The 13,290-nt window shown below is 63.6% G+C and carries 9 protein-coding genes; 4 read left to right on the top strand and 5 right to left on the bottom strand.

Features of this window, described 5'->3' with window-relative positions; genetic code table 11:
• Positions 1–83: 83 nt before the first annotated feature.
• Entirely contained in the window at positions 84–1,904 is a 1,821-nt protein-coding gene (locus PSV40_RS07600) for a 3'-5' exonuclease (protein ID WP_300536215.1), read from the bottom strand.
• Between the two features lie 387 nt (positions 1,905–2,291).
• Here PSV40_RS07600 and PSV40_RS07605 point away from each other — a divergent pair, with 387 nt between their 5' ends.
• Together PSV40_RS07605 and PSV40_RS07610 are read left to right on the top strand one after the other, a co-directional pair.
• Complete coding sequence (locus PSV40_RS07605) at positions 2,292–2,636, top strand: PRC-barrel domain-containing protein (RefSeq protein WP_300536217.1); 345 nt, start codon at positions 2,292–2,294, stop codon at positions 2,634–2,636.
• A gap of 138 nt (positions 2,637–2,774) precedes the next feature.
• Entirely contained in the window at positions 2,775–3,395 is a 621-nt protein-coding gene (locus PSV40_RS07610) for a flavin reductase family protein (RefSeq protein ID WP_300536219.1), read from the top strand.
• Between the two features lie 95 nt (positions 3,396–3,490).
• Here PSV40_RS07610 and PSV40_RS07615 read toward each other — a convergent pair whose 3' ends face one another.
• Entirely contained in the window at positions 3,491–4,450 is a 960-nt protein-coding gene (locus tag PSV40_RS07615) for a tripartite tricarboxylate transporter substrate binding protein (RefSeq protein WP_300536582.1), read from the bottom strand.
• Positions 4,451–4,644: 194 nt separating this feature from the next.
• Here PSV40_RS07615 and PSV40_RS07620 point away from each other — a divergent pair, with 194 nt between their 5' ends.
• The gene (locus PSV40_RS07620) at positions 4,645–6,420 is read left to right on the top strand and encodes an IlvD/Edd family dehydratase (protein ID WP_300536221.1); all 1,776 of its coding nucleotides are present in this window, start codon (positions 4,645–4,647) and stop codon (positions 6,418–6,420) included.
• A 53-nt stretch (positions 6,421–6,473) separates the two neighbouring features.
• Here PSV40_RS07620 and PSV40_RS07625 read toward each other — a convergent pair whose 3' ends face one another.
• The gene (locus PSV40_RS07625) at positions 6,474–7,475 is read right to left on the bottom strand and encodes a 3-hydroxyacyl-CoA dehydrogenase NAD-binding domain-containing protein (protein ID WP_300536223.1); all 1,002 of its coding nucleotides are present in this window, start codon (positions 7,473–7,475) and stop codon (positions 6,474–6,476) included.
• Positions 7,476–7,685: 210 nt separating this feature from the next.
• On the opposite strand from PSV40_RS07625, the gene PSV40_RS07630 reads away from it, so the two are divergent.
• Positions 7,686–8,444: a class II aldolase/adducin family protein gene (locus tag PSV40_RS07630; RefSeq protein WP_300536224.1), complete on the top strand. Its 759-nt coding sequence runs from the start codon at positions 7,686–7,688 to the stop codon at positions 8,442–8,444.
• Between the two features lie 165 nt (positions 8,445–8,609).
• On the opposite strand, the gene PSV40_RS07635 is transcribed toward PSV40_RS07630, so the two are convergent.
• On the bottom strand, positions 8,610–9,743 hold the full coding sequence (locus PSV40_RS07635; protein WP_300536226.1) for an ABC transporter substrate-binding protein: 1,134 nt from the start codon (positions 9,741–9,743) through the stop codon (positions 8,610–8,612).
• Positions 9,744–10,214: 471 nt separating this feature from the next.
• The gene (locus PSV40_RS07640) at positions 10,215–12,995 is read right to left on the bottom strand and encodes a PAS domain S-box protein (protein WP_300536228.1); all 2,781 of its coding nucleotides are present in this window, start codon (positions 12,993–12,995) and stop codon (positions 10,215–10,217) included.
• Between the last annotated feature and the right edge of the window lie 295 nt (positions 12,996–13,290).

Consider the following 13,290-nt stretch of genomic DNA (forward strand, 5'->3'; position numbering starts at 1 on the left):
AGATACAAAGCTTGGGCGATACTATGTTTCGAAACTTACGTGTTGATGTACTAGCGGCTGTTTGCCTCATGCAAAAAGCCCGCTCAAGGGGTGCCCAATTTCACCCCAAACCCCCCATCCCCTCCCACTCCAATCACCAGCCTCTGCGTAGCCCGCGTCGCCGCCACATAAAACACCCGCGCTGCCTCCTGCTCGTCCTCGCCCTTGGCGGGCATGTGTCCCACCCCGGGCAGTGCCACCACGGGAAACTCCAGGCCCTTGCTGACCTTCATGGTCATGATCTGGATGGCGTCCGCTGCGGGGTTGTAGTCGCCTGAGTACTTGCGCACATTGAAGGGCAGCTTGCGCTGGTGCAGGGCATCGGCGCACAGGTCCATCGTTTTCCAGTCTGCGCACAAGATGGCCATGTCGCCCCAGGCGTGGCCCTCTTTGTGGGCGCTGTTCAGCTGGTCGGCGATGGCAAAGGCTTCTTCGCGCAGGCTGGGCAGTTTGAGGATGACCGGTGCTTGCCCCTCGCGGCCGCAGCTGATGGGCTTGACGAGTGGGATGCCGTCATCGTCTTTGTCGTCCGCCGTCAACAAGTCGGCCGCAATCAGGTTGGCGGTTTGCAGAATCTGCTTGGTGTTGCGGTAGTTGATTTTCAGAATGGTGGTGCGGCCCTGCGCCTGTACGCCCACACTCTTGAAGCTGAACTGTTTGCTGCGGCTGCGTTCGTAAATGCTTTGCGCATCGTCATAGAGCAGCAGCAGGCTGTTGGTGGTTGGGTCCACCATTTGCGTGACGAGCTTGAGCCACTCGGGCGCAAAGTCGTGCCCCTCGTCAATCAGCACGGCCTGGTACTGGCCGCTGGGGATGTGTTTGCGATCTACGGCGGCAATGACGCGCCGCACCAGCTCTTCCACAAACTGCTGGCTGCCCATCTGGCCCGGCAAGGTTTGCCCAAAAGCCACCAGCTGGTCGCGGCACCACTTGTGAAAGTGCCGCACATGCACTTTGCCGCTCAAGCCCTTGGCGTCCATCACGCTATGCAGCTTTACGCCCAGCGGTTCGTTAAAACACAGGATGAGGATGGGCTTGCTGTTGGCGGTGCTGGCCTGCGCCAGGAATTCGGCGCGGTAGCCGAGGATCATGGTTTTGCCGGAGCCCGCCACGCCGTGGATCACGCGGTGGCCGTCGCCCAGGCTGCGCGCGAGTTGCTCCTGCTGCAGATCCATCACACGCATGATGCTGGGCAGTTCGGTCTCCTCGTTGCTGTCGTCAAACAGCCCGCCCTGCGGCGGCACCCGTACTTGCGGAAACATGATCCAGCGCACGCGGTCCAGTTGCGGCAGCGACATGATGCCGCTCATGATGAAGGGGAACATGCCCCACAGGCGGCTCTGCAAGTCTTCAGGGTCAACTTTTTCGACCATCTCGTCGCTGCAAATCACATAGTGCGGCTCAATGACCTGATCCAGTTGGCCTTCGGTGAACTGCTTGCGCGTCATGTTGGGGAACACCACGCCATAGCTCCACGGAAAGCACAAGCTGCCCTGGTACTTGCCCTCTGCATGGACAAGTTGCGGGTCGCGCTTGAGTGCGTCGGCTACCGCATGGGCATATTGCCGGGCTTGTTCCGCTGGGTTGGGCTGGGTTTTCAGCATGCCGTCAATAAAGACTTGCCAGCTTTGCTTGTCCGCGTGATGGATGGTCTTGGGGCTCCAGTCCTTGACCTCCAGGATCAGGATTCCGCGCCGTGGATGCATCACGACGAAGTCAGGGTGCAAATGGCGGGGACCCATCGGCACGTCGTACCAGAGCAGGTAGTCGCCGTCGAGCTTCTGTTCCAGCCGCTCTGCGAGCCTGCGCTCGCCGCTGGTCATGCGGGAAACGCAGGAGCTGATTGCCGGAATAAGAATAGCCATTGGTGATTGCCGCCGTCCCTAACACTTGGTTACGAACATCATGCCTGTGATCATGCGCAGGAGTGCCGATTTACTTGGTGACTTTTTACCGGGACGGGGGCGCGGTTGCATGGGCTGCATGGCTGGGAATTAGACAAAAAGTGCATGCAGCCCTATACCAGAGGCTGTCGGCAGCTATCAATAACATAGCAATACGGGTTGCGCCGCAGCCGGTCGGGTTCCGCGTGGGGCCGGGCGCTGCAGGTCTTGCGCGGGCACGCAGGACCCTGACGGCATCCTCCTACATCCACACGGGCGCTGCGCCACGGCTGTGCGCCATGTGCCTGCCCTAAATTTTCCTCAACGCCCAGGCAATACCGTCAGGCGTGATGAAACAAGGAACACATCATGAGCTTATTGAGTGCAGGCAGCATCCAGGGAACCTCTGTCAACAACCCGGCTGGCGAGAGCCTGGGCGACATCAAGGACTTGATGATCGATCTGCCCAGCGGCCGCGTTGCCTATGCGGTGGTGGAATTCGGCGGTTTGTTCGGCATCGGCAGCAAGTTGTTTGCCGTACCCATGCTGGCCCTGAAGCAAGACGCGGTGAACAAGTGTTTTATTCTTGACGCCACCCAGGCGTCGCTGGAAAACACCGAAGGCTTCGACAAGGACCATTGGCCCGACTTTGCCGACCGCACCTGGCAGACCAAGGTGCATGAGCATTACAAAACCTCGCCTTACTGGATGTAAGCCTCACGCAGCGGGACCCTCCCGGACTGCACGCCAGAAGGGCCGCCTTGTGCGGCCCTTTTTTGTGCGCCGGTGAAATGTGGTGCTTTCGGGTATCGTCAGCTTCCCCATTCTTCACCCACTGCTGCGGAGCCCGCCTTGCCAGATGCCATTCACTTCTACGAACCCCGCCACGGCCATGGCTTGCCGCATGACCCGTTCAACGCCATCGTCGGGCCGCGGCCGATCGGCTGGATCTCTTCGCACAATGCGGCCGGTGCGCTGAACCTCGCGCCTTACAGTTTTTTCAACGCCTTCAACTACGTGCCGCCCATCGTGGGTTTTGCCAGCATTGGCTACAAGGACACGGTGCGCAACATCGAGGCCACCGGCGAGTTTGTGTGGAACCTCACCACGCGCGCGCTGGCCGGGCAGATGAACCAGACCTGCGCCGCGGTGCCGCCCGAGGTCAATGAGTTTGAACTGGCGGGCCTCACGCCCGCGCCTTCGCGCGTGGTGGCGGTGCCGCGTGTGCTGGAGAGCCCGGTGTCGTTCGAGTGCCGGCGCACGCAGGTGCTGCAGCTGGAGGGCGTGGATGGCAGCAAGATCGACACCTGGCTGGTGCTGGGCGAGGTAGTGGCGGTGCACATTGCCCAGGCGCTGCTGAAAGACGGCGTGTACGACACGGCCAACGCCGGCCATGTGCTGCGCGGCGGCGGGCCGGGCGACTACTTCACGGTCGGGCCGGAGCAGCTGTTTCGCATGTACCGGCCACGCTGAGTCCAGCCAGCCCGGAAAGACCGGGCTGGCCGGTCAAGCGCCGCCCCGAAGCGGCGGCGGGATCGTCATTGCAACGCGGCAAGCGTATCGGGCGCTTACTCCGGTTTGATGTTCCCGTCCTTGATCACCTTGGTCCACTTGGCGCTTTCGTTGCGCAGTGCCACGGCGGCTTCCTGCGGCGTGGTGTAGGTCGCAATCACGCCCTGGGCCAGCAGCGATTCCTTCACGTCCGGCAGGGTCAGGATGGATTTCAGCGCGCCGTTGAGCTTGGTGATGATGGCCGCCGGTGTGCCGGCGGGGGCGGCAATGCCGAACATGGAGCTGACTTCAAAGCCCTTCAGGCCGGCTTCGGTGGCGGTGGGTACCTCGGGCAGGGTGGCCACACGCTGCGCGGAGGCGGTGGCAATCGCGCGCAGTTTGCCGGCCTTGATGTGGGCTTGCGCGGCCGGTGCGGTCTCGATCATGCTGTCCACCTGGCCGCCCATCAAGTCGGTCATGGCGGGGCCGCTGCCCTTGTAGGGCACATGCAGCATCTGCACGCCGGCGGCGCGCTGGAACATTTCGCCGGCCAGGTGCTGCGGCGAGCCATTGCCGGCCGAAGCAAAGCTCAGCGTGGCGGGTTTGGCTTTCGCCAGGGCGATGAATTCAGGCAGGGTATTGGCCTTGATCGATGGGTTGACCACAAACACCAGCGGCACCGTGCCGACAATCGCGACGGGCGCGAAACTCTTGTCCATGTCAAAAGTGGCCACCTTCGGGTTCAGCGCCGCGCTGATCGAGTGGCTGGTCATGGCGCCCATGAGCAGGGTGTAACCGTCGGCCGGCGCTGCCGCCACGGCCGCCGCGCCTATGCTGCCTGCCGCGCCGGCGCGGTTGTCCACAATCACCTGCTGCCCCAGGGAGACGGACAGTTTTTGCGCCATCACGCGGCCGATCACGTCGGTGGCGCCGCCTGGTGGATAGGGGACCACCAGCTTGATCACCTTGTTCGGGTAGTCCTGGGCCAGGACCGAGCCGACCATGCCGAGCACGGCCGCGGCGGCCAGGCCGGCCATCAGGACGCGTCTTGCAGGGGATTTTTCAAGGGGGATAGGGCGCAATTTCAACGGGGGTCTCCTTGGTGGTTTCAAACCTGTGCTTTGTAAAAAAGGTGCGGCCTGTTTTTTTTCCAGGCGCGCCTGCCAGTGCAGGGTTGCATCTTATGATGGGCCACTTTACCGCACTCTCTGTGGCAGGCCACAGAACCAACATGACCCACCCCACCTCTTCCGGCAGCGCCGCGCCCCATTCCACCACGCCTGACGATGCCGAATTCGGCATCTCCCGGGGCTTGACCAATTACGGCGACAAGGGTTTTTCCCTGTTCCTGCGCAAGGCCTTCATCAAGGGCGCGGGTTATACCGACAGCGCGCTGGAGCGTCCGGTGATCGGCATCGCCAACACCGGCAGCGCCTACAACCCCTGCCACGGCAATGCGCCGCAGCTGATCGAGGCGGTCAAGCGCGGCATCATGCTGGCCGGCGGCCTGCCCATGGATTTTCCGACGATCTCGGTGCATGAAAGCTTTTCGCAGCCCACCAGCATGTACCTGCGCAACCTCATGTCAATGGACACCGAGGAAATGATTCGCGCGCAGCCGATGGATGCGGTGGTGCTGATAGGCGGCTGCGACAAGACGGTGCCGGCGCAGCTGATGGGCGCGGCCTCGGCGGGCATTCCCGCGATCCAGCTGGTGACCGGTTCCATGCTGACCGGCTCGCACCGCTCCGAACGTGTTGGCGCCTGCACCGACTGCCGCCGCTACTGGGGCAAGTTCCGCGCGGACGAAATCGACGCCGAGGAAATTGGCGCGGTCAACAACCAGCTGGTCGCCAGCGTCGGCACCTGCTCGGTCATGGGCACGGCCAGCACCATGGCGTGTATTGCGGAAGCCCTGGGCATCATGGTGCCGGGCGGCGCGTCGGCCCCCGCCGTGACCGCCGACCGGATCCGCATTGCCGAAGAAACCGGCACGCTGGCGGTGCAGATGGCCAAAACCGGCATGACGATTGACAAGGTCCTGACGGCCAAGGCGTTTGAAAACGCCATGCGTGTGTTGCTGGCTATTGGCGGATCGACCAACGGCATTGTTCACCTGACGGCGATTGCCGGCCGCCTCGGCTTTGAGGTGGACCTGAAGGCGCTGGACCGGATGAGCCGGGAAACGCCGGTGCTGGTCGACCTCAAACCCTCGGGCCAGCATTACATGGAGGATTTCCACAAGGCCGGCGGCATGGCGTCCCTGCTGCGGGAACTCAAACCGCTGCTGCATCTCGATGCCTTGACGGTGACCGGCAGAACGCTGGGCGAGGAGCTCGAGCGCGCCGGCCCCGGCTTCGCGCAGGACGTGGTGCGGCCTTTCTCCAACCCGATTTATCCGCAGGGCGGCATTGCCGTGCTGCAGGGCAATCTCGCGCCCGGTGGCGCCATCATCAAGCAGTCGGCGGCAGCGCCGGCGCTGATGGAGCACGAGGGCCGCGCGGTGGTGTTCGAGAATGCCGAAGACATGGCGCAGCGTATCGACGCGCCCGACCTCGACGTCACGGCCGACGATATCCTGGTGCTGAAAAACATCGGCCCGACCGGCGCGCCGGGCATGCCCGAAGCCGGCTACCTGCCGATTCCCATGAAGCTGGCGCGCGCGGGCGTCAAGGACATGGTGCGGATTTCCGATGGCCGCATGAGCGGCACCGCGGCCGGCACCATCGTGCTGCACGTCACGCCCGAGGCGGCCATTGGCGGACCGCTGGCGCATGTGCGCAACGGTGACCGCATCCGCCTCAGCGTGGCCGGTCGCGAACTGAGCCTGTTGATCTCGGACGAGGAGCTTGCCGCGCGTGCGGCGGCCAGCCCCGTCACGCGGCCCAGCGCCGAACGCGGCTACCGCAAGCTGTTCCTGCAGACCGTGACACAGGCCGACCAGGGCGTGGATTTCGATTTCCTGCGAGCGGCTACCGTGCGCCAGACCATCCCCGGGGCCAAGTAGGCCGCCAGCGCCACCAGCGCCGCAAGGACCGCGCAGGCGCGCCTGCGCCGGGTTCAGGTCGACTCGTCGTCGATGGGCGGCAGTTCTGGTTTCAGCAGGCGCAGGCCCGCCATCAGCAAGCCGTCATACCGTTTGCGCTCGGCGGCGATGCTCTCCGGCGTCCACGTGAAAAAGCCTGCGCCGGTTTTCATGCCCAGCTTGCCGCTGGCCACACGTTCTGTCAGCGCCCGGGCCGGCTCGGTATTGGCCGCGAGCGAGGGGTACATGGATGCCGCGGCCGCGCAATGCACGTCGATGCCGGCATGGTCGCGCTGCAGCACCGGCCCGGCCGCCAGAAAACGGAAACCGAAGCCAAAGCGCACGGCCGCATCGACATCTTCCGGCGTGGCCACACCGGCATCGATCATGGCAAAGGCTTCACGCGCCAGCGCATGTTGCAGCCGGTTGGCGAGGAAGCCCGGAAGGTCCTTGCGCACCAGCACCGGCACCATGCTGCAGCCGCGCATGAAGTCCGACAAGGCATCGGCCAGCCCGGCGGCCGAGTCTTTGCCGAGCACGACCTCCACCAGCGGCACGAGATGCGCTGGCATGAAAAAATGCAGGCCGAGCATGCGCTGCGCGGTAGCTAGACCTTGCGCAATCGCGGAAATCGGAAAGCTCGAACTGTTGCTGCACAGCAGGGTGTCGGGACGGCTGCGCCGGACCAGCTCGGCGAACAGCGCCTGCTTGATGTCGAGTTTTTCAGGGATGCATTCAATCACGAGGTCGATCGAGCGCCAGTCCACATCGTCCAGCGATGCACAGGCGCTGACCAGGCCGCGCCTGTGCCCGGCCTCCAGCGTATGGAGTCCATCGGTGAAATAGGCATCGAGTCCCTGCCGTCGGGCCGCACCGGGTTCCACGACCACGGCGCGACAGCCGGCACGCGCCAGCACCAGCGCGACGTCGGCGCCCATGGTGCCTCCGCCGACGACAAGGGCGCTTGCGCGCGCAGGCCTGGGCAGGCCGGTGGATCGCTCGGCAAGCGGTGAAGAGGGGGTGGTCTGGGTAGTCATAAGCAAGGAGGTGAGAAAACGATGTTTGTAGTGCAGCGCCGTCGAGCGGCCGCCACTAGGCCCATGATAGTTTGAATCCCGGCGCCTGACGGCCAAGACCTCGGCGCGCATGGCCGCTTCCCGCCAAACGCAAGTGTGAGCGGTGCTACGATGCGCTGACGTTTGCTGACGGCACGCCTGTCGTCATGCCCCCTTTTTTGAAGACCTCCCATGAACATCGCCTCCCTCCAGGAAGTTGTCAGTGCCGAAGAGTGGCAGCTGCGTGTGGACCTGGCCGCCTGTTACCGCCTGGTGGCGCTGTACGGCTGGAGCGACCTGGTGTTCACGCACATCAGCGCGCGGGTGCCGGGGCCTGAGCATCACTTCCTGATCAACCCCTATGGCCTGATGTTTGACGAGATCACGGCCTCGTCGCTGGTCAAGGTAGACCAGCAGTGCAACAAGGTGATTGACTCGCCGTACCCGGTCAACCCGGCCGGCTTTGTGATTCACAGCGCGGTGCACGAGGCGCGGCACGACATGACGTGTGTGCTGCACACGCACACCCGCGCGGGCGTGGCCGTCAGCGCGCAGAAGTGCGGCATCTTGCCAATCTCGCAGCAGTCGGCCTTTGTGCTGGCCTCGCTGGGTTACCACGACTACGAAGGTGTGGCCTTCCGCGACGACGAAAAGCCGCGCCTGCAGAAAGACCTGGGCACCGCGCGCCACCTGGTGCTGCGCAACCACGGCCTGCTGACCGTGGGCGAAACGATTGCCGACGCCTTCATGAACATGTACCGCTTTGAAAGCACCTGCCAGATCCAGCTCAGCGCACAGGCCGGCGGCGAGCTGATTCATTTTGAGGAAGAGATCTACACCGGCGACGACCGCGCGGCGGTGTATGTGCGCGGCGGCGGCATGGGTGGCCCCTTTGTCTGGCCGGCGCTGTTGCGCAAGCTGGACCGGCTGGACGGCAGCTACGAGAACTGAGCGAAACCGGGCCGGGCGGAACGGTGACCTTGAATGAAAACAGGCGCTACGCCTTGCAGGGAAAGCGCTAATAGCTATTAAAATAATAGCGATATGAGCTGCACAATTGAAAATGCTCTGACGCGTGGACGCCAGCCCCGGCAGGCGCCGGTCCAGGGATGGCTGTCAGAACCTCAGTGAACCGTCCCGACCCACCACGCCGGTGTCCACGCGGCGGGAGCCGTCGTGGTTTGTCGCCGAGAACTTCACCTCGTAGCCGCCCAGGTCAAGCTGGCGGATGTTTTCAAGCGCGGCGATCAGGCGGCCGCCGCTCGGGTTGCCTCCGCTGTGTTGCAGCGCCTCCACCAGCACGCGTGCCGAGATATAGCCTTCCAGGCTGGTGTAGTTCGGTTTGGCACCGGGCGCAAAGGCCTGCAGGTGCTGCAGGTAGTCCTTGATCAGCTTGAGGTGGGTGCGGCTGGTCGGGGGCAGCACCTGGCTCATGATCAGGCCGGCGGACAAGGCCTTGAGGTCATCGATTACCGTCAGGCCCGAAAACGAACTGGTGGCGAACTGCCCGCCATACCCCTTGGCGCGCATGCCTTCGATGATTTTCACGATGGGTGTGCCGTTGCTGATGAACAGCACCACCTCTGGCTTGGCTTCCAGCAGCGTGATGACCTGGGCACTGAAGTCGGTGGCGTTGCGGTTCATCGGAACGGCGGCGACGGCTTTGAGCTTGCTGGCCGCCAGCGCGTCGTGCATGGCCTGGGGGTTGGCCGGCCCCACGTCGTCAAGGTAGGCGATCGCGAAGCGCTTGACGCCGGTGAGCGCCAGGTGGCTCACCATCTTCTTCATTTCGTCGTCATAGCCGGCGCGCGTGTGGAACAGCGATTTGTGAAAGCTGGCGCGTATGCCCATGTTGCCCGTTGCGGGCGACAACATGGGAACGCCGGTGCCGTCGATATAGCTGAGTGAGGCTTCCACCCCGGCCCCGTTGGTGTAGCCGATCAGCGCCGTGACACGGTCGGTTTCCACCAGCTTTTTCGTGTTGGCAACGACGTTGTCCTTCTTGCCCTTGTCGTCTTCACTGATCAGCTTGATCTGCCGCCCATTGATGCCGCCGCCCATGTTGACGGCGTTGAAAAAGGCTTCGATACCCTGCTTGACGTCGGCGCTGTACTGCGCCTGCCCGCCGGTGAGGCCGGCGCTTTGACCGATAAGTATGGGCCCGGCTGCCGCCGCTTTCTCTTTCTGCGCGATGGCAGGTGGGGCGAGGACGGCGGAAAGGGTGAACAAAATGGCTAATACTGATTTCATGAGGCCTCCTTCAATTTGGCTGGTGTTGCGGCCGACCGATCTGTATGAAATTACAAATACTCGCGTTTGTTACGATTGATTGCAAATGGCCGCAAATCCAATGTAGTACTTTTTTGCGTATAAATTGCTTTTTTATCTGTTTTGTAGCCAGAAATTATTGCAAAACACCTTTGTTTGAGATGAAGGGCAGGCTCTGCATGCTGCGCTGCGGCGGCGTTTGACCAGCGCCCCAGGCAGCACCGACCCCATGTTTTGTGCATCAAACGGGCGCCAGCCCTTGTGGAGCGGACGCCAGCAGCTATCAAAAATGGAGCGTTCGAAGGGCCCGCCGGTCGCTCTCAGGCGTCAGTGGTGTCGGTGGCTTCGCTGACCTGCACCTTCATGTGCAGACTTCCAGCGGCTGCGGGCCGTAGTCGGAGATGAAGGCCACGTCGGCGGCGTCGCGGCCAGAGGCCAGCACGATGCAAGCTTTCACACGCCCGCAGCCGGCTCCACAGGGATTTTCAGCACGCGCCGAATGGTCTGAAGCAGGTCGGTGTTGGAGGTCGAGGCTTTGAGCAGCACCGCGTCGGGCCGCCCGCCCGCCCGGGCGGGCAGCACTTCGCTGGCAGAAAACACCACGAGCGCGGGCCGGGGCTGCAGGCTGTCGATCAGCTCCACCAGGTCCCAGCCGGACTCCTGGCCGAGCGACAGGTCCAGCATCACCAGGTCGAAGGCCTTGTCGCGCAGGCGCGCGCGGGCCTCGGCCAGGTTGCTGGCGAATTCAAAGCTGGCGAAGTCGTCCGCGATGGCGGCGGTGATGTGCTGGATGTCCGGGTCGTCTTCCACATGCAGGATGCGTGGCTTGCGGCCGTGCAGGTCGGCCACCGCGCGCTGCATGGCCGAGACGAGCTTTTCCTCGTCGATCGGCTTGGACAGCCAGTCCGACACCGCGGACGGTTTCTGGTCGAGCTGAAGCTGCCCGTCGCCGGTCAGCGTGGAGATCACGATGACGGGCAGGTTGCGGGTGGCTTCGTTCTGACGCAGGCTGTTGAGAAATGCGCCGCCGGTCTGGTCGGGCAGGCGCAGGTCGAGCGTCACCGCGTTGTAGCTGCCCGAGGTGATCATCGACAGGGCCTGCTCGGCGCTGTGCGCCAGGTCCGAGTCAAACCCGGCCTTGTCCAGCATGATGCCGATCAGCCGGGCCACGTCCACGTCGGCTTCACACACCAGGATGCGCGAGCGCGCCCCCCGCGGCAGGGGCCCGGTGGGACCCGGGGAGAGGGGCAGCTCGAAGAAAAACGTCGTACCTTCGCCGGGCCGGGTGTCAAACCCGATGCTGCCGCCCATGCGTTCGACCAGGGCGCGCGAGATGTTCAGACCGAGGCCGGTGCCGCTTTTCTGCCGGGTGTCGGACGCATCAGCCTGCGAGAACTTCTGGAAGATGCGCGTGCGGAACTCTTCCGGGATGCCCGGACCGTGGTCGCGCACCTCCACCCGCGCGCCCAGCCCGGCCCGGCGCACGTGCACGTCCACACTGCCGCCGGCGGGCGAGAACTTCAGCGCGTTGGACAGCAGGTTGGTCACCACCTGCGTGAGTCGGTCGGCCTCGACATGGACCTGCAGGTCGGTGTCGTCACAGTGCAGCGTCAGGCTCACATTGTTGGCCAGGCCGTAACCTTCGTTGGCGGCAATGGCCTGCGTCAGCAGCGGCAGCAACTGCATTTGCTCGAGGTCCAGGCGCATCTTGCCGGAATCGATTTTTTCAATGTCCAGGATGTCGTTGATCAGCCGGATCAGGCGCTCGCAGTTGCTCTTGGCGATGCCGATCAGGTTCATCGCCATGTCGGGCAGCTGGCCCGCCATGCCGCCGGCGACCAGGCCCAGCGAGCCGCGGATCGAGGTCAGCGGGGTGCGCAGTTCATGGCTCACCGTCGAGACAAACTCGCTTTTCAGGCGGTCGATGCGCTTGAGCTCGGTGATGTCGGTGGCCAGGGAGTAAAAGCCGATGACCTTGCCCTCGTCCTCGCCTTCGCCATAACGCGGGAAATAATTGACGACGTAGTCGCGCACGTCGCCGCTGGACGAGCGCTGCCTGCGCTCATACATCACCGGGTAGCCGGACAGCACCTCTTCCACCCGGGGGCGCAGCTTCTCGTAGAACGCCGGCTCCATCAGCTCGCGCATGCTTTTGCCCAGGATCTCCTCGCTGGAAAGGCCAAAGGCATCCTGGTAGGCGCGGTTGTGAAAGCGGCAGCGCTGCTCGGCATCCACATAGGCAATCAGTGCCGGCACGGCGTCGGTGATCTCGCGCAGCAGGCGCTCGCTGGCCCGGACCCGGTCGTTGGAGCGGCGCATCTCGGTGGTGTCGCGGCCTGTGCCCCGGTAACCGGTGAAGCGCCCGGCGGCATCAAAAATGGGTACGCCGCTGATGGAGAGGTGGCGCACCTGGCCATCAGAGTCCAGCCGCGTGACCTCAAAGTCGCGAAAAGGCTCGCGCCTTGCCAGCTGCGCCTCGTGCGCGACCCATTGGCTGTCGTCCATGCCCACATAGGGCAGCTCCCGGCGCAGTTTGCCGATGCTGTTGTTATTGGTCAGGCCGCCCATGTCGGCGAGCTCTCCCGCGACCTGGACAAAGCGGAAGTTTTCGTCCTGTTCCCAAAACCAGTCGTTGGACAACTCCACCAGCGCGCGAAAGCGCTCTTCGCTCGCGCGCGAAAGCTGCTCGGCGAGTTTGCGCTCGGTGATGTCCTGCAACTGCAGGATGAAGTGCAGGGGCTGCCTCTGTGCGTCGCGCACCATCGAACAGGTCAGCGCGGCCCAGATCACACTGCCCGACTTGTGCAGGTAGCGCTTTTCGCGCTGGTAGTTGTCGATCTCTCCAGCCAGTGCGCGCCTGCGCTGCTGCAAGTCCTCGGCCACGTCGTCCGGGTGGGTGACTTCGGGGGCGTCGGGAGCCATCAGCTCGGCAGGTGAATAACCGAACATCCTGCAAAACGCCTGGTTGACGCGTAGCCGCCGCGAGTCGGTGTCCAGCACAGCCATGCCGATGGCGGCGTTTTCGAAGGCGCTGGTGAACTGCTGCCCGCTGTCTGCGTCACCGGCGGCGCGCTCCAGGGCCTCGAGACGGTCGGCCTGCTGCCGCAACTGCTGCTGCAGCTCCTGGTTTAGCTGCGTCAGCGCCAGCAGGCGGTCCTGCAGGTTTTGCGGTGATTGCGGTTGCTCCAGCTGCTCCAGCTGTTCCGACTGCTCCGACGGCTTCATTTGCTTCATTTGCTTCACGCTTGTTGCTGATTGCCTGCTGGCCAGCATCAGGTAGACGCGGGTCGGTAATTGCCACCAAATGTAACAGCATGGATTATTTCAGCGCCTGCGAGCGTGGCTGGGCATGGACTTTTGAGGGGGTTATCCCTAGCCGTTTGCAAGCCGCGCAGCCCGCGGGTCGTGGTTCAACGGGCGCTATCCCATCACTGCACATGAAATCGGCCTGCAGTCAGCGCCTATTCTGCGTGAGCAGCTATTATTAAGAGAGCAACGCAGCGATTCGGAAGCGACCGACCCCCGCCGC

Origin of the sequence: Polaromonas sp., assembly GCF_029945925.1 — a bacterium.
Taxonomy (GTDB): Bacteria; Pseudomonadota; Gammaproteobacteria; order Burkholderiales; family Burkholderiaceae_C; genus Polaromonas.

Coding starts and splice junctions, on each gene's coding strand:
- PSV40_RS07600 (WP_300536215.1), bottom strand. CDS start 1,904: ATGGCTATTCTTATTCCGGCAATCAGCTCCTGCGTTTCCCGCATGACC.
- PSV40_RS07605 (WP_300536217.1), top strand. CDS start 2,292: ATGAGCTTATTGAGTGCAGGCAGCATCCAGGGAACCTCTGTCAACAAC.
- PSV40_RS07615 (WP_300536582.1), bottom strand. CDS start 4,450: ATGGCCGGCCTGGCCGCCGCGGCCGTGCTCGGCATGGTCGGCTCGGTC.
- PSV40_RS07620 (WP_300536221.1), top strand. CDS start 4,645: ATGACCCACCCCACCTCTTCCGGCAGCGCCGCGCCCCATTCCACCACG.
- PSV40_RS07625 (WP_300536223.1), bottom strand. CDS start 7,475: ATGACTACCCAGACCACCCCCTCTTCACCGCTTGCCGAGCGATCCACC.
- PSV40_RS07630 (WP_300536224.1), top strand. CDS start 7,686: ATGAACATCGCCTCCCTCCAGGAAGTTGTCAGTGCCGAAGAGTGGCAG.
- PSV40_RS07635 (WP_300536226.1), bottom strand. CDS start 9,743: ATGAAATCAGTATTAGCCATTTTGTTCACCCTTTCCGCCGTCCTCGCC.
- PSV40_RS07640 (WP_300536228.1), bottom strand. CDS start 12,995: ATGAAGCAAATGAAGCCGTCGGAGCAGTCGGAACAGCTGGAGCAGCTG.